21 protein-coding genes are annotated in these 20,353 nt (G+C 61.5%); 8 read left to right on the top strand and 13 right to left on the bottom strand.

The genetic code is table 11. The features are described from left to right. Window positions 1–16 precede the first annotated feature (16 nt). The 7 genes from AC0J6G_RS00920 to AC0J6G_RS00950 all read right to left on the bottom strand — a co-directional run bounded on the left by AC0J6G_RS00920 (window position 17) and on the right by AC0J6G_RS00950 (window position 6,824). Window positions 17–988 (bottom strand): peptide ABC transporter ATP-binding protein, encoded by a 972-nt coding sequence (locus AC0J6G_RS00920; protein ID WP_475250543.1) that lies wholly within the window; start codon window positions 986–988, stop codon window positions 17–19. Then, complete coding sequence (locus tag AC0J6G_RS00925) at window positions 988–1,962, bottom strand: ABC transporter ATP-binding protein (RefSeq protein WP_475250544.1); 975 nt, start codon at window positions 1,960–1,962, stop codon at window positions 988–990. The genes AC0J6G_RS00920 and AC0J6G_RS00925 overlap by 1 nt, the downstream gene beginning before the upstream one ends. A gap of 10 nt (window positions 1,963–1,972) precedes the next feature. Beyond that, on the bottom strand, window positions 1,973–2,875 hold the full coding sequence (locus AC0J6G_RS00930) for an ABC transporter permease subunit (protein WP_475250545.1): 903 nt from the start codon (window positions 2,873–2,875) through the stop codon (window positions 1,973–1,975). A gap of 120 nt (window positions 2,876–2,995) precedes the next feature. Further along, window positions 2,996–4,006 (bottom strand): ABC transporter permease subunit, encoded by a 1,011-nt coding sequence (locus tag AC0J6G_RS00935; RefSeq protein WP_475250546.1) that lies wholly within the window; start codon window positions 4,004–4,006, stop codon window positions 2,996–2,998. 5 nt (window positions 4,007–4,011) lie between these two features. Continuing rightward, window positions 4,012–4,161, bottom strand: a complete 150-nt coding sequence (locus AC0J6G_RS00940) for a hypothetical protein (protein ID WP_475250547.1) — start codon at window positions 4,159–4,161, stop codon at window positions 4,012–4,014. Window positions 4,162–4,273: 112 nt separating this feature from the next. Further along, complete coding sequence (locus AC0J6G_RS00945; protein WP_475250548.1) at window positions 4,274–5,872, bottom strand: ABC transporter substrate-binding protein; 1,599 nt, start codon at window positions 5,870–5,872, stop codon at window positions 4,274–4,276. Window positions 5,873–6,095: 223 nt separating this feature from the next. Next, window positions 6,096–6,824 (bottom strand): SIMPL domain-containing protein, encoded by a 729-nt coding sequence (locus AC0J6G_RS00950; RefSeq protein ID WP_475250549.1) that lies wholly within the window; start codon window positions 6,822–6,824, stop codon window positions 6,096–6,098. 211 nt (window positions 6,825–7,035) lie between these two features. Here AC0J6G_RS00950 and AC0J6G_RS00955 point away from each other — a divergent pair, with 211 nt between their 5' ends. The 3 genes from AC0J6G_RS00955 to AC0J6G_RS00965 all read left to right on the top strand — a co-directional run bounded on the left by AC0J6G_RS00955 (window position 7,036) and on the right by AC0J6G_RS00965 (window position 9,969). Next, window positions 7,036–8,289, top strand: coding sequence for an ATP-binding protein (locus tag AC0J6G_RS00955; RefSeq protein WP_475250550.1), 1,254 nt, complete (start codon window positions 7,036–7,038; stop codon window positions 8,287–8,289). A 12-nt stretch (window positions 8,290–8,301) separates the two neighbouring features. Next, window positions 8,302–8,862 carry a response regulator transcription factor gene (locus AC0J6G_RS00960; RefSeq protein ID WP_304868289.1) on the top strand — a complete coding sequence of 187 codons (561 nt, stop codon included), beginning with the start codon at window positions 8,302–8,304 and terminating at the stop codon, window positions 8,860–8,862. 165 nt (window positions 8,863–9,027) lie between these two features. Next, a complete protein-coding gene (locus AC0J6G_RS00965; RefSeq protein WP_475250551.1) occupies window positions 9,028–9,969 on the top strand; it encodes an AEC family transporter in 942 nt (313 codons plus the stop codon). Window positions 9,970–10,024: 55 nt separating this feature from the next. On the opposite strand, the gene pcaC is transcribed toward AC0J6G_RS00965, so the two are convergent. The 6 genes from pcaC to gatC form a co-directional block, all read right to left on the bottom strand. Continuing rightward, the gene (pcaC, locus tag AC0J6G_RS00970; protein ID WP_475250552.1) at window positions 10,025–10,402 is read right to left on the bottom strand and encodes a 4-carboxymuconolactone decarboxylase; all 378 of its coding nucleotides are present in this window, start codon (window positions 10,400–10,402) and stop codon (window positions 10,025–10,027) included. A 2-nt stretch (window positions 10,403–10,404) separates the two neighbouring features. After that, window positions 10,405–11,502: a calcium/sodium antiporter gene (locus AC0J6G_RS00975; RefSeq protein ID WP_475250553.1), complete on the bottom strand. Its 1,098-nt coding sequence runs from the start codon at window positions 11,500–11,502 to the stop codon at window positions 10,405–10,407. A gap of 100 nt (window positions 11,503–11,602) precedes the next feature. Continuing rightward, a complete protein-coding gene (locus tag AC0J6G_RS00980; RefSeq protein WP_475250554.1) occupies window positions 11,603–11,974 on the bottom strand; it encodes a septal ring lytic transglycosylase RlpA family protein in 372 nt (123 codons plus the stop codon). A gap of 72 nt (window positions 11,975–12,046) precedes the next feature. Then, entirely contained in the window at window positions 12,047–13,495 is a 1,449-nt protein-coding gene (gene gatB, locus AC0J6G_RS00985; RefSeq protein ID WP_475250555.1) for an Asp-tRNA(Asn)/Glu-tRNA(Gln) amidotransferase subunit GatB, read from the bottom strand. Between the two features lie 11 nt (window positions 13,496–13,506). After that, window positions 13,507–14,958 carry an Asp-tRNA(Asn)/Glu-tRNA(Gln) amidotransferase subunit GatA gene (gene gatA, locus AC0J6G_RS00990; RefSeq protein WP_475250556.1) on the bottom strand — a complete coding sequence of 484 codons (1,452 nt, stop codon included), beginning with the start codon at window positions 14,956–14,958 and terminating at the stop codon, window positions 13,507–13,509. 16 nt (window positions 14,959–14,974) lie between these two features. Next, on the bottom strand, window positions 14,975–15,262 hold the full coding sequence (gatC, locus tag AC0J6G_RS00995; protein ID WP_475250557.1) for an Asp-tRNA(Asn)/Glu-tRNA(Gln) amidotransferase subunit GatC: 288 nt from the start codon (window positions 15,260–15,262) through the stop codon (window positions 14,975–14,977). 267 nt (window positions 15,263–15,529) lie between these two features. On the opposite strand from gatC, the gene mreB reads away from it, so the two are divergent. From mreB to rng, 5 genes are all read left to right on the top strand, one after another. Beyond that, complete coding sequence (mreB, locus tag AC0J6G_RS01000; RefSeq protein WP_108096189.1) at window positions 15,530–16,567, top strand: rod shape-determining protein MreB; 1,038 nt, start codon at window positions 15,530–15,532, stop codon at window positions 16,565–16,567. A 135-nt stretch (window positions 16,568–16,702) separates the two neighbouring features. Next, window positions 16,703–17,653, top strand: coding sequence for a rod shape-determining protein MreC (gene mreC, locus AC0J6G_RS01005; protein ID WP_475253550.1), 951 nt, complete (start codon window positions 16,703–16,705; stop codon window positions 17,651–17,653). Continuing rightward, complete coding sequence (gene mreD / locus AC0J6G_RS01010; protein ID WP_475250558.1) at window positions 17,653–18,138, top strand: rod shape-determining protein MreD; 486 nt, start codon at window positions 17,653–17,655, stop codon at window positions 18,136–18,138. The genes mreC and mreD overlap by 1 nt, the downstream gene beginning before the upstream one ends. Window positions 18,139–18,182: 44 nt before the next feature. Next, window positions 18,183–18,803, top strand: coding sequence for a Maf family protein (locus AC0J6G_RS01015; RefSeq protein ID WP_475250559.1), 621 nt, complete (start codon window positions 18,183–18,185; stop codon window positions 18,801–18,803). 61 nt (window positions 18,804–18,864) lie between these two features. Further along, window positions 18,865–20,322 (top strand): ribonuclease G, encoded by a 1,458-nt coding sequence (gene rng, locus AC0J6G_RS01020; protein ID WP_475250560.1) that lies wholly within the window; start codon window positions 18,865–18,867, stop codon window positions 20,320–20,322. Window positions 20,323–20,353 lie beyond the last annotated feature (31 nt).

The raw sequence follows: 20,353 nt of genomic DNA on the forward strand, positions 1-20,353 counted from the left end.
CCAGGGCTCACATCATTTAGCTATTGATCTGCTCGACATGGTGGCAAGCCACCTGCCTGGCATCGAGCAGTCGCAGTAGCGGCTGTTCCACCCGGCAGCGCTCGGTCGCATGCGGGCAGCGTTGGTGGAAGGCGCAACCGCTGGGGGGCGACAGTGGGTTGGGCAGCTCGCCGCTGATCTTGATCTTCGGTTTGCTCGGATCAGGATGAATGGTCGGCGTCGCCGACAGCAGCGCCTGGGTATACGGGTGCAGCGGGCGGTTGTAGATCAGCTCGCTGGGGCCCATTTCCACCGGGCGGCCGAGGTACATCACCAGCACATCATCGGCGACATGGCGCACCACCGAGAGGTTGTGCGAGATAAATACATAGCCGGTGTTGAACTGCTCCTGCAGGTCCATAAACAGGTTGAGCACCTGGGCCTGGATCGACACGTCCAGCGCCGAGGTCGGCTCGTCCGCTACCAGCACCTTGGGTTGCAGCATCATGGCGCGGGCCAGGGCGATGCGCTGGCGCTGGCCGCCGGAGAACATATGTGGGTAGCGCTGGTAGTGCTCGGGGCGCAGGCCGACCTGCTGCATCATTGCCTGCACCCGCTCGCGCCGTTCCAGGCGCGACAGCTGAGTGTTGATCAGCAGTGGTTCGCCGAGCTGGTCGCCGACCTTCTGCCGTGGATTGAGCGATGCATAGGGATTCTGAAAGACCATCTGTACATCACGGCGCAGCTGCTTGCGCTGCGCCTTGTTGGCTCCGGTCACTTCCTGCCCGGCGATCTGCAGCGAGCCCGAGCTGGGTTCCTCGATCAGCGTCAGGGCGCGGGCCAGGGTGGATTTGCCGCAGCCGGACTCGCCGACCACCGCCAGGGTCTTGCCGGCCAGTAAGTCAAAGGACACGCCATTCAGCGCTTGCACCTGGGCATTGGGCTGAAACAGGCCGCGGGAGATTTCGTAGTGGCGGGTGAGGTCGCGAGCAGTCAGTACGGCGTTCATCAGGCCACCTCCGCAGTCAGGTTGAGCGGGTAGAAGCAGCGCGCCGCGCCACGTTCATGGGCATCCAGAGTCGGCCGTTGTTCACGGCAATGCGCCTGGGCGTAGGGGCAGCGTGGCGACAGCAGGCAGCCCACTGGCCGGTCGTAGCGGCCCGGGACGATGCCGGGCAGGGTGGTCAGGCGGCGCTGGCCCTGGCTGTGCTCGGGAATCGCCTTGAGCAGCGCCTCGGTGTAGGGGTGGCTGGGCGCGGTGAACAGCTGCGGCACGTTGCCGATCTCCACCGCTTGCCCGGCATACATCACGCAGACCCGTTGCGCGGTTTCGGCCACCACGGCCAGGTCATGGGTGATCAGCACCAGGCCCATGTTCTGTTCGCGTTGCAGGCCCACCAGCAGGTCCATGATCTGCGCCTGAATGGTTACATCCAGCGCCGTGGTTGGTTCGTCGGCGATCAGCAGTTTGGGCTCGGCGGCAATCGCCATGGCAATCGCCACCCGTTGGCTCATGCCGCCGGACAGTTGGTGCGGATAGGCATTCAGGCGGCTGGCGGCGGCAGGAATTTCTACCCGGTCGAGCAGTTGCAGGGCGCGCTGGCGGGCGGCCTGGCCCTTGAGGCCGAGGTGCTGGCGCAGTACTTCTTCGATCTGGAAACCCACGGTAAAGCTGGGGTTGAGTGCGGTCATCGGGTCCTGAAAGACCATCGACAGGTCCTTGCCGACGATATGCCGACGCTGGCGACCCTTGAGCCGCAGCATATCGGTGCCGTCGAACTGCAAGCTGTCGGCGGTGACGATGCCGGGGGCGTCGATCAGGCCCATCAGCGCCATCATGGTCACCGATTTACCGGAGCCGGATTCGCCGACAATCGCCAGTACTTCACCCTTTTCTACACACAGGTCGAGGCCGTCGACCACCGGAATGGCCGTGGCGTCGCCGAAGCGCACGCTGAGGTTTTTGATATCCAACAGGCTCATGCGGGGTTCCTCACTGCGCATTCTTGAGTTTCGGGTCGAGTGCATCGCGCAGCCCGTCGCCCATCAGATTGATTGCCAGCACGCTGAGCAGAATGGTCAGGCCCGGCAGGCTGACCACCCACCAGGCGCGCTCGATATAGTCGCGCGCCGAGGCCAGCATGGTGCCCCACTCAGGCGTTGGCGGTTGTACGCCGAGGCCGAGAAAGCCCAGGGCAGCGGCATCGAGAATCGCCGAGGAAAAGCTCAGGGTGGCCTGCACGATTAGCGGCGCCATGCAGTTGGGCAGGACGGTGATAAACATCAGTCGCGGCAAGCTGGCGCCGGCCAGGCGTGCGGCGGTGACGTAGTCGCGGTTCAGCTCGCCCATCACGGCGGCGCGGGTCAGGCGCACATAAGACGGCAGCGAGACGATGGCGATGGCAAAGATGGTGTTGATCAGGCCTGGGCCGAGGATGGCGACGATGGCCACCGCCAGCAGCAGCGAGGGCAGGGCGAGCATGATGTCCATCAGGCGCATGATCGATGGGCCGAGCAGGCGCGGAAAGAAACCGGCGACCAGCCCGAGAAGGATGCCGGGGATCAGCGACATCAGCACCGAGGCCAGACCGATCAGCAGCGACAGCCGCGCGCCATGAATCAACCGTGACAGCAGGTCGCGGCCCACTTCATCGGTGCCGAGCAGAAATTGCAGCTGGCCACCTTCCAGCCAGGCCGGTGGGGTGAGTAGAAACTCGCGGTATTGCTCGCTGGGGTCATGCGGCGCGATCCACGGCGCAAACAGCGCGCAAATCACCAGCAGGATCATAAACGCCAGCCCGGCGACTGCGCCCTTGTTGTGGGCGAAGGCCTGCCAGAATTCCTTGAGCGGCGAGGGGTAGAACAGGCTCTGATCGAGAGCGCTGGAGGTGGTCATTGATGAGCCTCCTGTAGGGTGGATGACGCTTTTTTCATCCACCATTCGGGTGTCGTGATGGTGGATGGGTGAAGCGTCATCCACCCTACGCAATCGATGTAGTTGTGCATGGCTCCGTCCTTATTTCTGATGGCGAATGCGTGGGTTAGCCAATCCGTAGAGGATGTCCACCACGAAGTTGACCAGAATCACCAGGCAGGCGATCAGCAAAATGCCGTTCTGCACCACCGGGTAGTCACGCGCGCCGATCGACTCGATCAGCCATTTGCCGATGCCCGGCCAGGAGAAGATGGTTTCGGTCAGTACCGCGCCCGCCAGCAGCGCGCCGACCTGCAGGCCGAACACCGTGAGCACCGGGATCAGTGCATTGCGCAGGCCATGCACAAACACCACGCGAGCCGGCGACAGGCCCTTGGCGCGGGCGGTGCGCACATAGTCCTCGCGTAGCACTTCGAGCATGGCCGAGCGGGTCATGCGCGCGATCACCGCCAGCGGAATGGTGCCCAGCACTATGGCCGGCAAGATCAAATGGCGTAGGGCGTCGACAAAGGCGCCCTCTTCGCCGCTGAGCAAGGTGTCGATCAGCATAAAACCGGTGACCGGCGGGATGTCGTAGAGCAGGTCGATGCGCCCGGACACTGGCGTCCAGCCCAGCCATACCGAGAAGAACATGATCAGCAGCAGGCCCCACCAGAAAATCGGCATCGAGTAGCCGGCCAGCGAGATGCCCATTACGCCGTGGTCGAACAGCGAACCGCGCTTGAGGGCGGCAATCACCCCAGCGATCAGGCCGAGGGTGCCTGCGAACAGCAGGGCGGCCAGCGCCAGTTCGACGGTGGCGGGAAACAAGGTGAGAAATTCGCTCCACACGCTTTCCCGGGTACGCAGCGATTGCCCCAGGTCACCCTGGGCGAGTTGGCCGATATAGTCGAAATACTGGGCGTAGAGCGGTTTGTTCAGGCCCAGGCGCTCCATGGCCTCAGCATGCATCACCGGGTCGACGCGGCGTTCGCCCATCATCACTTCCACCGGGTCGCCGGGGATCATGCGGATCAGCGCGAAGGTCAACAGGGTGACGCCGAAAAAGGTGGGGATCAGCAATAGCAGGCGTCGGGCAATAAAGGACAGCATGCGGGTCAGTGCTCCAAAAAAGGTGAGCGTGCATTGGGCTGCATGGCCAGACGCTGTTGTAATGCGGCGAGTGGCTCGGCAGTCAGGTGCCGGTCGAGCGCGCATGTGGCAGGCGGGGTGCAGCAGGCAGCAGACTGCCAAATAGGTTCGGTCATCAGCGTAATCCTCGGGTTATACGGAGCCAGCAAACGGCAGCCGGGTAGGCCGCCGTTGTCCGGCTGGCGAGTGGCGGGGTAAGTCGCTCGCCAGCTTGGTCGAGAACCGCTGTTACTTGACGCCGACACCGTAGAACGAGTTCAGCGCGAACGGGCTGATCTTGAAGTCCACGACCTTCTTGCTCATCGGCTGGTAGACCGTGGAGTGGGCGATCGGGGTGATCGGCACTTCACGCTTGAGAATCACCTGAGCCTGCTTGTACAGCTCGGTGCGTTCGGCGGTGTCGGTCACGCGCTTGGCAGCTTTCACCAGCTTGTCGTAGTCGGCATGGCACCACTTGGAGAAGTTGTTGCCGTCCACGGCGTCGCAGCCATACAGGGTGCCCAGCCAGTTGTCCGGGTCACCGTTGTCGCCGCTCCAGCCGATCAGCATGGCGTCGTGTTCGCCGGCCTTGGCACGCTTGAGGTATTCGCCCCATTCGTAGCTGACGATCTTGGCCTTGATGCCGACCTTGGCCCAGTCGCTTTGCAGCATTTCGGCCATCAGCTTGGCGTTGGGGTTGTACGGGCGCTGTACCGGCATGGCCCACAGGGTGATTTCGGTGCCCTCTTTGACGCCGGCGGCCTTGAGTAACTCCTTGGCTTTTTCCGGGTTGTAGGCGGGGGCCTTGATGCTGTCGTCATACGACCATTGGGTTGGCGGCATGCCGTTGACCGCCAGCTGGCCGGCGCTCTGGTACACCGCGTCGATGATCCCTTGCTTGTTCACCGCCATATCCAGCGCCTGGCGCACTTCGAGTTTGTCGAACGGCGGGTGGGTCACGTTGTAGGCGATATAGCCGACGTTGAACCCTGCCTGCTCGGGCATGTCCAGATTCGGGTCTTTTTTCAGTGCGTCCAGATCCGCCGGGCGCGGGAACAGGGTGACCTGGCATTCGCCGGCCCTGAGCTTCTGCATGCGCACCGAGGCGTCGGTGTTGATGGCGAAAATCAGGTTGGCGATCTTCACCTCATCCGTCTGCCAGTATTCCTTGTTGCCCTTGAAGCGGATCACCGCGTCCTTTTGGTAGCGGCTGAACACAAATGGGCCGGTGCCGATGGGCTTCTGGTTGATGTCGGCGGCCTTGCCGGCCTTGAGCAGATTGCCTGCGTATTCGGCGGACTGGATCGAGGCGAAGCTCATCGCCAGGTTCTGGATAAAGGCGGCGTCGACTTCGTTGAGGCTGAACTTGACGGTCATGTCGTCGAGTTTTTCGATCTTGGCGATGTTCGCGTCCATGCCCATGTCGGTGAAGTAGGGGAACTCCGACGGGTAGGCTTTGCGGAACGGGTGGTCCTTGTCGAGCATGCGCTGGAAGGTGAACAGCACGTCATCCGCGTTGAAGTCGCGGCTCGGCTTGAAGTATTCGGTGGTGTGGAATTTCACCTTTGGACGCAGGTGAAAGGTGTAGCTCAGGCCGTCTTCGCTGATGTCCCACTTTTCGGCCAGGCCGGGGACCACTTTAGTGCCGCCACGCTCGAACTGGCTCAGGCGGTTAAACACGGTTTCCGCTGCAGCATCGAAATCGGTGCCGGTGGTGTACAGGCCAGGGTCGAACCCGGCGGGGCTGCCTTCGGAGCAGAACACCAGGTTGCCGGCGGCGCTGGCAAGTGGCGTGCTGGCGATCAGCCCAGCGGCGAGTAAAGCCTGGATGACGGCGTTCTTACGCATAGTGACCTCATGGTTATTGTGGTTGTGATCCTGAGGGGTCTCTTGTGGAGACCTCGGGAGAAGCTATGCAGGGCGTATGCCGTAGGCAAGTGGCATGTCGCAGAGAGAACAGGAATGACGACGCAACAGTATGTTGGTGTCGCATATCTATAAAAGTGCGAGAAAAACATGGCAAAGCGCCGCTATCTTCGGATAACGGTGCTGCTTCTGTTTGTAGCAGTTTTTATGGCATCTGCACTTCGATCACCCCGTCGGCGTTGATGTTGACCTGGCTGGTGCCGGCTTCGATCTCCGGCGTCACTGCCGCATCCATCATCGCCGCGCCTTTCATGGCCTCCATGCGCATCGGCATGGGTGGCTGGAAACCACCGGTATTCAGGTTCAGGCTGACCAGCTTGTAACCGCTGCCGCCGAGGGCTTCGGTGGCCAATTGCGCGCGGGCCTTGAAGGCTGCCACGGCGTCCTTGAGCAGGGCGTCTTCGTGGGTTTTGCGGGTATCTGAGGCGATGCTGAAGTTCATCCCGCCCATCTTCAGGGTTTGCAGCATTTCCCCCGTGAGCTTAGACAGCGCGCTGAAGTCGGCGCTTTCCAGGCGCAGCTCGGCGCGCTCACGCCAGGCGGTGATTGTCTGGCCCTTGTCATCGCTCTTGTTCTCAGAATAAATCGGGTAACTGTTACGGCTGCCGGAGGCGACGCTGACGCCTTTGACCTTGCGCGCCTGGGCGATGCTGGCGTTGAGGGTTTTGCTGATCTGCGCAGCGAGGGCGGCGGGGTCGCTGTCCTGGGCTTCGCTGTAGAGAGTGACGTGCATCAGGTCGTGAGCAATTTCCTGATTGACCTCGGCGCGCAGAGCGACCTGGTTATAGCGCGCTTCTTCGGCCATGGCCGTGGCGCTCAGCAGGGTGGTGGCGCTCAGCAGCAGGGCGGTGGCGAGGCGGGACAATGGCAGCATGACGATTCCTTTATGTGATGGGCGCATGAGGATATGCGCGGCTTTCCAGAGGGTAGACGTAGCGATCAGACTAAACGGGTTAAATCCGGTTCCGGATTTTTTCTCTGGTTTGTGGATAGGCTTCCAGCGGCTGCGGCGTGTTGCCGCAGCTGGCCATACAGAGGCTTGGTTATACTCCTGCAGCTCGCTGAATGAGCAACTTGGAGATTCTATGCTCGCACCTGTGCAGCTACTGTCGGCGAGCCGGCAAAACCTCTGGCGCCTGACCCTGATCCGCATCCTGGTGCTGGCCGCGCAAGCTGGCTCTGTGGGCTTGGCCTACAAATCCGGTGCGCTGCCGCTGCCCTGGCTTGAGCTGAGTGTCACCCTCGGTATTTCCTTGGTGGTGTGCTTGCTCACCGCGTTACGCCTGCGCGGCCCCTGGCCGGTGACGGAGCTGGAGTACGCGGTGCAGCTGGGCTGCGACCTAATTATCCACAGTCTGCTGCTGTACTACTCGGGCGGTTCGACCAACCCCTTCGTTTCCTATTACCTGGTGCCGCTGACGATTGCGGCGGCCATTTTGCCCTGGCTCTACACCATCACCTTGTCTGGCCTGGCGCTGGGGGGTTACACCTTTTTGCTGGTTTGGTCGCACCCGCTAGACCTGCCTCCTGGCCCGCGTGAGAGCCTGTTGATCTACGGCATGTGGTTGAGTTTTGCCCTGGCCGCCGGGCTGATTACCTTCTTCGTGGCGAAGATGGCGGAAGAGCTGCGCCGTCAGGAAGAACTGCGCGCCGGGCGCCGTGAGGAAGGTTTGCGTGACCAGCAGTTGCTCGCCGTGGCGACTCAGGCGGCGGGTGCGGCGCATGAGCTGGGCACGCCGCTGGCGACCATGAGCGTGCTGATCAAGGAACTGCGTCGTGAGCACCAGGAGCCAACCCTGCAAGAGGACCTGGCCGTGCTGCAGGAGCAGGTCAAGCTGTGCAAGGAAACCCTGCAGCATCTGGTGCGCGCCGCTGAAGCGGATCGTCGCCAGGCGGTGGTCGACGTGTCGTCTGTGGAATGGCTGGAAACCACCCTCAATCGCTGGCACTTGATGCGCCCCGAAGCCAGCTATCGCTACCAATGCCTGGGCCGTGGCGCGCCGCCGCGTATGATGCCGCCGGCCGACCTCACCCAGGCGCTGATCAACCTGCTCAACAACGCCGCCGATGCCTGCCCGGACAAACTGGACATTCGCCTGGATTGGGACCATCAGTGGCTGCGCTTGAGTATCCGTGACTTCGGCGCCGGGGTGCCGCTGGCCATTGCCGAGCAGCTGGGGCGGCCGTTTTTCACCACCAAGGGCAAGGGGTTTGGCCTGGGCCTGTTCCTCAGTCAGGCCAGCGTCACCCGTGCTGGCGGTACGGTTAAACTGTATAACCATGAAGAAGGCGGCACGCTCACCGAGCTGAAGTTGCCGCGTGTCTATGCTCGAGCTTAAGGACATACCCGAATGAGCGATGAAGTGCTGTTCGAAGGTGAAGAACAACCGCACCTGCTGTTGGTCGATGACGATCCGACCTTCACCCGTGTAATGGCCCGCGCCATGAGCCGTCGCGGCTTAAGAGTTTCTACTGCAGGCTCTGCCGAAGAAGGCCTGGCCCTGGCTGAGCAGGATGTACCGGATTACGCCGTGGTCGACCTGAAGATGGAAGGGGATTCCGGCCTGGTGTTGCTGCCCAAACTGCTGGAGCTGGACGCCGAAATGCGTGTGGTGATCCTTACCGGCTATTCGAGCATTGCTACGGCGGTGGAGGCGATCAAGCGCGGCGCCTGCAACTATCTGTGCAAGCCGGCCGATGCTGATGATGTGCTGGCCGCGCTGCTGACTCAGCATGCCGACCTGGACACCTTGGTGCCGGAAAACCCGATGTCGGTAGACCGCCTGCAGTGGGAGCATATCCAGCGCGTACTCAGCGAGCACGAAGGCAATATCTCCGCCACCGCCCGCGCCCTGGGCATGCACCGGCGTACCTTGCAGCGCAAATTGCAGAAGCGCCCGGTGCGCCGTTAACGATTATTTCTATGGCCTGCCATCCAGGGCGGCCACCCTGCGGGCCGTCGCTGCGCGACGTTAAAAACCGCTCCCGCGTTTTTTCCCGCATGAAAGGCTGTTGAAAGCTTTCCGTCAGGCAGCCTTGCTATCATTAGCGCCCTATCTAAGTAGTTGGGGGCTGCCATGCTCGCCGTTGTTCAGCAAACCATCAGTGTTACTGCGCCCGTGTTCTCCATGCTGTTTCTCGGTGTGGCGCTCAAGCGTTTCGGGTTGATTGACGCGGCGTTTATCAATACCGCGTCGACGCTGGTGTTTCGCGGCACGCTGCCCACTCTGTTGTTTCTCGGCATCGTCCAGGCGGATTTGCGCACCGCTTTGCAGCCCGCCTTGTTGCTGTATTTCGTGCTGGCGACCCTGGGTTGCTTTCTGCTGGCCTGGGGCTGGGCGATCTTGCGCTGCCCAGAGGCGGATCGTGGCATCTACACCCAGGGTGCGTTTCGCGGCAACAACGGCATTATCGGCCTGGCGCTGGCCACCAGCATGTACGGCGATTACGGCCTGTCGGTTGGGGCGGTGCTCGGCGGGGTGGTAATCCTCTGTTACAACACCCTGTCGGCAATTGTTCTGGCGATCTACAGCCCGCAGTCTAAAACCGATGTCTGGAGCCTGACCAAGAACGTCCTCAGCAACCCGCTGATCATCGGCGTGCTGGCTGCCATCCCGTTTGCGGCCTGGCAGATCACGCTGCCGGCCTGGCTGCTGACGTCCGGTGAGTACTTTGCGCAAATGAGCCTGCCGCTGGCGCTGATTTGCATCGGCGGCACCCTGACCTTGGATTCGCTGCGCGAGAGCAGTGGCATGGCGATCAGTTCAAGCCTTATGAAAGTGCTCTGGCTGCCGCTGGTAGCCACGCTGGGCGCCTGGCTGTGGGGCTTTCGCGGTGCCGATCTGGCGATTCTCTTTCTGTACTTTGCCAGCCCCACGGCGGCGGCCAGTTTCGTCATGGCCAAGGCCGTCGGCGGTAATCACCAGTTGGCGGCGGCGATCATCGTCTTGACCACCTTGGCCACGGTGGTGACCACCAACCTCGGGTTGTTTGTGTTGCAGTGGGCGGGTTGGATCTAAGCGTTTAGTAGGCGTAAAAAAGCCGGGCAGTGCCCGGCTTTCTATTGTGTTGCGATCAGGCTTGTTGGACGTCGTCGATCACTTCCTGCGCGGCGCGAAAGGCGTCGATGGCGGCCGGCACCCCCGCATACACCGCACAGTGCAGCAGGGTTTCGCGGATTTCTGCCACGCTGCAGCCGTTGTTCAGCGCGCCGCGTACGTGGCCCTTGAGCTCCTGCGGGCATTTCAGAGCAGTCAGCGCCGATAGGGTGATTAGGCTGCGCGTTTTGCGATCCAACCCTTCGCGCGTCCACACGCCGCCCCAGGCGTGTTCGTTAACGAAGTCCTGCAGCGGCTGGGTAAAGTCGGTGGCGTTACCCAGGGCGCGGTCAACGAACGCATCGCCCATCACTTCGCGGCGGACCTTCAGGCCCTGCTCGTGGCTGTCACTCATGGCTAAACCTTTTGCTCGCGCTGGGTGTGCCAGGCGCGGCCGGCAATGATCACCAGGGTCACCGCGGTGAGCGGCAGCGCGTAGCCGAGCATGGCCTCGCCAAACACCTCAGCGAACGGCTTGCCAGTCGACGACAGCACCAGGTAAACCGTGTAGGCCACGTAGTAAGCCAGGAACAGCAGGCCTTCCCAACGGTTGATGCGGTAGCCGGCGAAGAAAATCGGCAGGCAGGCCACGGCCACGGCGATCATTACCGGGAAGTCGAAGGCCAGGGCGTTGGCGGCCACGCTGATGGCTTGCGGCGAGACCATGGAGGCCAGGCCCAGCACGCACAGCAGGTTGAAGATATTGCTGCCGACGATATTGCCCACGGCGATATCGCGCTCGCCCTTGATGGCCGCCATGATCGAGGTGGCCAGCTCTGGCAGCGAAGTGCCGACGGCGACCACGGTCAGGCCGATGACCAGTTCCGAGATGCCCAGCGCGCGGGCCATGGTGACGGCACTCTCAACCAGGAAGTTGGAACCGCTGACCAATAGCACTAAACCGGCAATGATCAGGCCCAGGTTGATCGCCCAGGCGTAAGGTTTGGCGGGCTCATTAAGGCCGAACTCCTTGGCGAACTCGTCATCCTCGTTGGCGGTCTTGTCACGACGCGAGCTGATAATTAAGAAGCCCGTGTAGGCAATGATGCCCGCGAACAGTAAAGCGCCGTCGAGGCGGCTGAGGCTGCCGTCCCAGGCCAAGGCGTACACCACCAAGCTGGCACCGATCATGATCGGCACATCCAGGCGGATTAGCTGGCGCGAGACGATCAGCGGTGCAACCACTGCAGTCAGGCCAAGAATCAGCAGGACGTTGGCGATATTGCTGCCAATCACGTTGCCAATCGCCAGGTCGCCGCTGCCGTTTAAGGCTGCCTGCACGCTGACGGCGGTTTCCGGCGCGCTGGTGCCGAAGGCCACCACGGTCAGGCCGATGATCAGCGGAGGAATGCCGAATTGTGCGGCCAGTTTGGCGGCGCCGCGTACCAGCACCTCGGCGCCGGCGACCAGCAGCACCAAGCCGGCGATTAGATAAACAAAGGTCATCAGGGTCATTGCAGGAGGCTCCATAAAAGTGGCGCTAGTTTAATCATCGGCTTGCACGGCGCTAGAGGCTGAGCGGGGTTGTCTACCGCTTCTTTGTAAACAGCTGTGTTCAGTCGGCCAGTTGTTCTACACGTACCGGCACTACACCGTCACGCAGCATATCCAGTTGTTCCGCGGCTTTTTGCGAAAGGTCGATGATGCGCCTCTTGGCATAAGGGCCGCGGTCGTTGATGCGCACCACCACTGTTTTGTCATTGCGCAGGTTGGTCACCTGGACCTGGCTGCCAAATGGCAGGCTGCGGTGCGCGGCGGTCAGGGCGTTTTGGTCGAAGCGCTCGCCGCTGGCGGTTTTATTGCCATGGTGACGCGCGCCGTAATACGACGCCTGACCTTCGGCGCGGTAACCCTGCGGGTCGACCTGGCCTTGGCTGGCGCAGGCGCTGAGCAACAGGCTGGTTAGGGCGGTTAACAGAAGGCGCATGGCGGCTCCTTGGTGGGGTGCGGCGGACAAAACAACGCCGGGCTGACCCGGCGTTGTGTGTGTCGGCAAGGCTCAGCCTTCGAGCTTTTTCTTCAGCAGTTCGTTCACTTGTGCAGGGTTGGCCTTGCCTTTAGAGGCTTTCATGGCCTGGCCGACGAAGAAGCCGAACATCTTGCCGCGTTTGGCTTCGTCCGCCGCGCGGTATTGCTCAACCTGCTCGGCGTTGGCCGCCAGCACTTCGTCGAGCATCGCCTCGATGGCGCCGGAGTCGGTGACCTGCTTAAGGCCCTTCTTCTCGATCACTTCGTCAGCCGTCGCGCCTTCACCTGCAGCCAGAGCTTCGAAGACCATCTTGGCGATCTTGCCGCTGATGGTGTTGTCCTTGATGCGCAGGATCATCCCGCCCAGTTGCTCGGCGGAGACTGGTGACTGCTCGATGTCCAGGTTGTCCTTGTTGAGCAGGCTGGACAGCTCGCCCATCACCCAGTTGGCGGCCAGTTTGGCATCGCCGCAGACGGCGTTGACGGCTTCGAAGTAGTCGGCTAGTTCGCGGCTGGCAGCCAGCACGTCGGCGTCGTAGGCGGATAGGCCGAACTCGCGCTCGAAACGTGCGCGTTTTTCTACCGGCAGTTCCGGTAAGGTCGCGCGTACTTCGTCGAGGAAGCTTTGCTCAATCACCACCGGCAGCAGGTCCGGGCAGGGGAAGTAGCGGTAGTCGTTGGCTTCTTCCTTGCTGCGCATGGAGCGTGTCTGGTCTTTGTTCGGGTCGTACAGGCGGGTTTCCTGCACTACTTTGCCGCCGTCTTCGATTAGTTCGATCTGGCGCTGCACTTCATGGTTGATGGCTTTTTCGATAAAGCGGAACGAGTTGACGTTCTTGATCTCGGCGCGGGTGCCGAACTCGGCCTGCCCTTTAGGGCGTACCGAGACGTTGCAGTCGCAGCGCAGCGAGCCTTCGGCCATGTTGCCGTCGCAGATGCCCAGATAACGCACCAGCGCATGAATGGCTTTAACGTAAGCCACCGCTTCCTTGGCGCTGCGGATGTCCGGCTCGGAAACGATTTCCAGCAGCGGGGTGCCGGCGCGGTTGAGGTCGATGCCGCTCATGCCGTGGAAGTCTTCGTGCAGGCTTTTACCGGCGTCTTCTTCCAGGTGCGCGCGGGTGATACCGATGCGCTTTTGTGTGCCATCTTCCAGAGTGATGTCGAGGAAGCCCTTGCCGACGATGGGGTGGTCCATCTGGCTGGTCTGATAACCCTTCGGCAGGTCGGGGTAGAAGTAGTTTTTGCGGGCGAAGATGTTCTGCGGTGCGATCTCGGCATCAATCGCCAGGCCGAACTTGCAGGCCATGCGCACAGCTTCAGCGTTCAGTACCGGCAGGGTGCCAGGCATGCCCAGGTCAACCAGGCTGGCCTGGGTGTTGGGCTCGGCACCGAAGGCGATGGCGCTGGCGGAGAAAATCTTCGATTGGGTGCTGAGCTGGGCGTGAATTTCCAGCCCGATTACGGTTTCCCATTGCATCTGTTTATTCCTCAGAAGCCAGTCGGCGCTTGGGTGTGCCAGTCAGTAACCTGTTGGTACTGGTGAGCGACGTTGAGCAGGCGGCCTTCTTGGAAGTAGTTGCCGAGCAACTGCACACCGACCGGCAAGCCATCGACGAAGCCCGCAGGCATCGACAGACCGGGAATGCCGGCCAGGTTGGCGGTGATGGTGTAGATGTCTTCCAGGTAAGCCGCGACCGGATCGTTGTTCTTCTCACCGAGCTTCCAGGCCAGGTTTGGCGTGGTTGGGCCGAGGATCACGTCGACGTCATTAAAGGCAGCAACGAAATCGTTTTTGATCAGGCGGCGGATTTTCTGCGCCTTGAGGTAGTACGCGTCGTAGTAACCGGCGGACAGCGCGTAGGTGCCAACCATAATCCGGCGTTTAACCTCGGCACCGAAACCTTCGCCGCGCGAGCGCTTGTACAGGTCTTCGAGATTGACCGGGTTCTCGCAGCGGTAGCCGAAACGCACGCCGTCAAAGCGCGACAGGTTGCTGCTGGCTTCGGCCGGGGCGATTACGTAGTAGGCGGGAATCGCGTGCTGCATATTCGGCAGGCTGATGTCTTTGACGGTCGCGCCGAGCTTTTTCAGCTCTTCGACCACAGCCATCACCTTCTCGCCGATACGTGCATCCAGGCCTGTGCCGAAGTATTCCTTGGGCAGGCCGATACGCAGGCCATTTAGCGGTTGGCTGAGGGCTGCCAGGTAGTCGTCGACCGGCTGATCGACGCAGGTGCTGTCCTTGGCATCAAAGCCGGCCATGGCTTGCAGCATTAGCGCGCAGTCTTCGGCGGTACGGGCCAGTGGGCCGCCCTGGTCGAGGCTGGAGGCGTAGGCGATCATGCCCCAGCGCGAGACGCGGCCGTAGGTCGGCTTGATCCCGGTGAGGTTGGTCAGCGCCGCGGGTTGGCGGATCGAGCCGCCAGTGTCGGTGCCGGTCGCGGCAGGCAGCAGGCGTGCCGCAACAGCTGCAGCCGAGCCGCCGGAAGAGCCGCCGGGTACGCGGGTCAGATCCCAGGGGTTTTTCACCGCGCCGTAGTGGCTGGACTCGTTGGCCGAGCCCATGGCGAACTCGTCCATGTTCAGCTTGCCCAGGGTCACGGTGCCGGCGGCGGCGAGTTTGTCGACGACGGTGGCGTTATACGGGGCTTTGAAGCCGGTGAGGATTTTCGAGCCGCAGCTGGTCAGTGCGTCCTTGGTGCAGAACAGGTCTTTGTGACCGATGGGGGCGCCGAGCAGGGCGCCGTTCTCGCCAGCGGCGCGGCGGGCGTCGGCAGCCTTAGCCTGGTTCAGCGCCAGTTCTTCGGTGACGGTTATAAAGCTGTTGAGCTGCGGGTCAAGTTGGCCAATGCGCGCCAACAGGTTGCGGGTCAATTCTTCAGCGGAAAACTGCTTGTCGGCGAGTCCGCGGGCGATCTCGGCCAGGGTCAATTGATGCATGGTTAGGCTCTTTCCCTTACTCGATGACTTTCGGAACCAGATACAGGCCGTTCTCGACGGCCGGGGCGATGGCCTGGTAGGCCTCGCGCTGGTTGCGTTCGGTGACCTGGTCGGCGCGCAGGCGCTGAGTGGCTTCCAGTGGGTGAGCCAGCGGCTCGATGCCATCGGTATTGACGGCCTGCATCTGGTCAATCAGGCCGAGAATGTTATTTAGGGTCTCGGTGGTATCCGGGATATCGGCTTCATTTAGGCCCAGTCGGGCCAGATGAGCGATTTTCTCCACGTCGGAGCGTTCAAGCGCCATCAGGTTTCTCCCTATATAAAGCAGTGCAGTCGCTGCGCCGCCGTTGCCAATGTGAATGGGTTGCCATGCACGAGCGCGCAGGGAACAGATAATGACAGGTGGCGGTCAAAGGCCGCGATGATGGGCCGTAGTGCCCGGAAAAACCGGCAATCTAACATATTGGTGCCTTGCTCAAAATCCCTGCCGTTGTTAGAGTTTGCCGCACTTTTTAGCAGCGCCTTCATCGCGCTTCGCCTTTACCCACGCGTTGCCTAGGGTCCCTATCCCATGTTCAAAAAACTGCGTGGCATGTTTTCCAGCGATCTCTCTATTGACCTGGGCACTGCCAATACCCTGATTTATGTTCGCGAGCGCGGCATCGTCCTGAACGAGCCGTCGGTCGTCGCTATCCGCACCCACGGTAACCAGAAGAGCGTGGTGGCGGTCGGTACTGAAGCCAAACGTATGCTCGGCCGTACCCCCGGTAACATCGCCGCCATTCGTCCGATGAAAGACGGTGTGATCGCAGACTTCAGCGTCTGCGAAAAAATGCTGCAGTACTTCATCAACAAAGTTCACGAAAACAGCTTCCTGCAGCCGTCGCCGCGCGTACTGATTTGCGTGCCGTGCAAATCCACCCAAGTGGAGCGTCGTGCCATCCGTGAATCGGCCCTCGGTGCCGGTGCCCGTGAAGTGTTCCTGATTGAAGAACCGATGGCCGCCGCCATCGGTGCTGGCCTGCCGGTGGAAGAAGCGCGCGGGTCGATGGTCGTGGATATCGGTGGTGGTACCACTGAAATCGCGCTGATCTCGCTCAATGGTGTGGTGTATGCCGAATCCGTGCGCGTCGGCGGCGACCGTTTCGACGAAGCGATCATCACCTACGTGCGCCGCAACTACGGTTCGCTGATTGGTGAATCCACCGCTGAGCGGATCAAGCAGGAAATCGGCACCGCATACGCCGGTGGCGAACTGCGTGAAGTCGACGTACGTGGCCGCAACCTGGCTGAAGGCGTGCCGCGCAGCTTCACTCTAAATTCCAACGAAGTGCTCGAAGCGCTGCAGGAATCCCTGGCGACCATCGTCCAGGCGGTGAAAAGCGCGCTGGAGCAATCGCCGCCAGAACTGGCTTCCGACATTGCTGAGCGTGGCCTGGTATTGACCGGTGGCGGCGCCCTGCTGCGTGACCTGGACAAGCTGCTGGCACAAGAAACCGGCTTGCCGGTGATTGTCGCCGAAGATCCGCTGACCTGCGTGGCCCGCGGCGGCGGCAAGGCACTGGAAATGATGGACCGCCACACCATGGACCTGCTGTCCTCGGAGTAAGGCGTTCGGCTATAGGTTTGGTGCCGTTACTGCGTGCACTGTGCCCGTCGACCTTTCCAATGAAGCCTAAGCTGCAACCGGGTATTGCCCCGCTTGCAGCTTTTGTTTGCTGCTTGATGCTGTGAGGAGCTGCCGATCAAACCGCTATTTGCCAAAGGTCCTTCACTGGGTGTGCGCCTGCTGGTGTTCACCGTGCTGTCGGCTGCGCTGATGGTGGTCGATGCGCGCTTTAACTGGCTGCAGCCGCTGCGCGCGCAACTGGGCCTGATTGTCGAGCCGGTCTATTGGGCGGGGCGCTTGCCGGTGCGGTTATGGGAGAGCGCGACCCAAGAGCTGAGTACGCGCAATGAGCTGACCGCCGAGAACGAAAAACTCAAGGCCGAGCAGCTGATGATGCAGCGCCGTCTGCAGAAGCTCGCAGCGCTCACCGAACAGAACGTGCGTCTGCGTGAGCTGCTCAACTCGGCCGCGCTGGTCGACGATGAGGTGCTGGCCACCGAGCTGATCGGTATTGATCCCAATCCCTTTACCCATCGCATTCTGATCGACAAAGGCGAGCGGGACGGCGTGGTCCTGGGCCAGCCGGTGCTGGATGCCCGTGGTCTGATGGGCCAGGTGGTTGAGGTCATGCCTTACACCTCGCGCGTGCTGTTGCTCACCGACAGCACCCACAGCATTCCCGTACAGGTCAATCGTAACGGCTTGCGCGCCATCGCCAGTGGCACCGGTAACCCGGAGCGTCTGGAGCTGCGTCACGTGGCTGATACAGCGGACATCAAGGAAGGGGATCTGTTGGTCAGCTCCGGTATGGGGCAGCGCTTCCCAGCCGGTTATCCGGTGGCCATGGTTTCGGAAGTGATCCACGACTCCGGTCAGCCTTTTGCGATTGTGCGCGCGGTGCCGACGGCCATGCTTAACCGTAGCCGTTACATGCTGCTGGTGTTTACTGACCCGCGCACGCCGGAGCAGCGTGCCACTGATTCAGCGCAAGCCCAGGAAGCCTTGGATCGTGAGATTTTGCAGCAAGCGCAACCTGCGGCCGATACGCCAGTGGCGCCCGCCAACCCGCCTGAGGCAGCGCAATAATGGCCGCACGTTCTAGCAATATCTGGGTTATCTGGCTGACGTTTGCCCTGGCGCTGCTGCTCAGCGTGTCGAGCCTGCCGAAATTTATGGAGCTGGGGCGGCCGCTGTGGCTGGCACTGTTTCTGACGTACTGGGTGCTGGCCCTGCCGCATCGTGTGGGCATGACCACGGCCTGGGGCATAGGTTTGTTAGCCGATGTACTGAATGGCAGCCTGCTTGGCCAGAATGCATTAATCCTGACCCTGATTACCTTTCTGGTGTTGACCCTGCATCAGCGCTTACGCATGTTCCCCATGTGGCAGCAAAGCACCGTGCTGCTGGTGGTGTTCGGCCTGGCGCAGCTGGTGCAGCTGTGGCTGAACACCCTGACCGGCAGCCGCCCGCCAACCCTGGCATTTGTCCTGCCGGCGCTGGTCAGTGCCTTGCTCTGGCCCTGGGTCTGTATGCTGCTGCGCGGGCTGCATCAGCGCCTGGGTGTTAACTAGGCCGGTCCTCTGGGCCTGCGTTTATCCGACAGGGAGAAGTCCGCATGGCCACCCTCTATCTCGCCTCCGGATCGCCGCGCCGGCGTGAACTGCTCACGCAAATTGGCGTGCCCTTCCACACGTTAATCGCCCCCATTGATGAAAATACATTGCCAGGTGAGACGCCGATCGCCTATGTAGAGCGTCTGGCTCGCGCCAAGGCGCAGGTTGGGCTGGCAGTTTTGACTGATCCCGAGGGCGCCGTTGTGCTGGGTGCTGATACGGCGGTGGTGCTGGATGGGCGGATTCTTGGCAAGCCTGCCGACCGCGACGATGCGTTGGCGATCTTGAGTGCCCTGTCCGGGCGCAGCCACCAAGTGCTGACGGCCGTGGCGCTGATCAGTCGCGAACGGCTGGAGTCGCGGGTGGTCATAAGCGAAGTCAGCTTCCGCCCGTTGCGCCAGGCTGAAATCGAGGCTTACTGGGCCAGCGGTGAGCCGCAGGACAAGGCCGGGTGTTACGGTATTCAGGGCCTGGCCGCAGTGTTTGTCAGCCAGTTGCAGGGCAGTTATTCGGCGGTGGTGGGCTTGCCGCTGTGTGAGACGGCTGCGTTGCTCGCAAAATTTGCTATTCCGTGCTGGCAGTCGCTGCCAGTTCACAGTCAAGAGGTTGCGGGTCGCGGGTGAGTGACCGCCTTTATCGGCGCAGTCCCTGGGCTTTCAGCTTTATCTCAGAAGAGATGAGCGCATGAGTGAAGAGATCCTGATCAACATCACGCCGATGGAATCGCGCGTGGCGGTGGTGGAAAACGGTGTGCTGCAGGAAGTGCACGTCGAGCGTACGCAAAAGCGCGGTATCGTCGGCAACATCTACAAAGGCAAGGTGGTGCGCGTACTGCCGGGCATGCAGGCGGCGTTTATCGACATTGGCCTGGAGCGTGCGGCGTTTATCCATGCCGCAGAGATTTCTAGCCGCGAAGGCTCTGCCGTAGAGAGCATCAGCGCCTTGGTGCATGAAGGCCAGAGCCTGGTGGTGCAGGTCACCAAAGACCCGATTGGCAGCAAGGGCGCGCGCCTGACGACGCAGCTGTCGATCCCGTCGCGCTACCTGGTGTACATGCCACGCACCGCGCACGTGGGTATCTCGCTGAAAATCGAGGACGAGGCCGAGCGCGAGCGCCTCAAGCAGGTGGTCACCGATTGCGTGGCGGCTGAAGGTGTCGAAGAGGCCGGCGGTTTTATCCTGCGTACGGCCGCTGAGGGGGCTGGCGCCGATGAAATCCTCGCGGATATTCGTTACCTGCGCCGCTTGTGGGGGCAGATCGCCACGCAGATGAAGGTCGGCCCGACGCCGCTGGTGATCTATGAGGACCTGAGCCTGGCGCTGCGCACCCTGCGTGACTTGGTCAGCCCGAAAATTGAAAAGATCCGCGTCGACTCGCGCGAAACCTTCGGCAAGATCACCCAGTTCGTTGACGAGCTGATGCCGGAAATTGCTGACCGCCTGGAGCATTATCCTGGTGAGCGGCCGATTTTTGATCTGTATGGCGTCGAAGATGAAATCCAGAAAGCCTTGGAGCGCAAGGTACCGCTGAAGTCGGGTGGTTACTTGGTGGTCGACCCGGCCGAAGCGATGAGCACCATCGACGTCAACACCGGCGCATTCGTTGGCCACCGCACGTTGGAAGAAACCATCTTCAAAACCAACCTCGAAGCCGCCACGGCGATTGCCCGGCAGCTGCGCCTGCGCAACCTCGGCGGCATCATCATCATCGACTTCATTGACATGGAAGACGAAGAACACCAGCGCCAGGTGTTGCGCACCCTGGAAAAACAGCTGGAACGCGACCACGCCAAGACCAACATCATCGGCATTACCGAGCTGGGCCTGGTGCAGATGACCCGTAAGCGCACCCGCGAAAGCCTTGAGCAGGTGCTGTGCGAGCCGTGCAGCTGCTGCCAGGGCCGTGGCAAGCTGAAAACGGCGGAAACCACCTGTTATGAAATTTTCCGCGAGATTCTGCGCGAAGCCCGTGCCTATCAACCGGAAGGCTATCGCGTGCTGGCCAATCAAAAAGTGGTTGATCGCCTGCTTGATGAAGAGTCGGGCAATGTCGCCGATTTAGAAGCCTTTATCGGCCGCACCATCAAGTTTCAAGTCGAGACCATGTACTCCCAGGAGCAATACGATGTGGTGTTGCTCTGATAGGCATATGTGCAGCTTGGACGTGAACTGA

It is taken from the genome of Pseudomonas sp. TS_SC_3 (assembly GCF_056156225.1).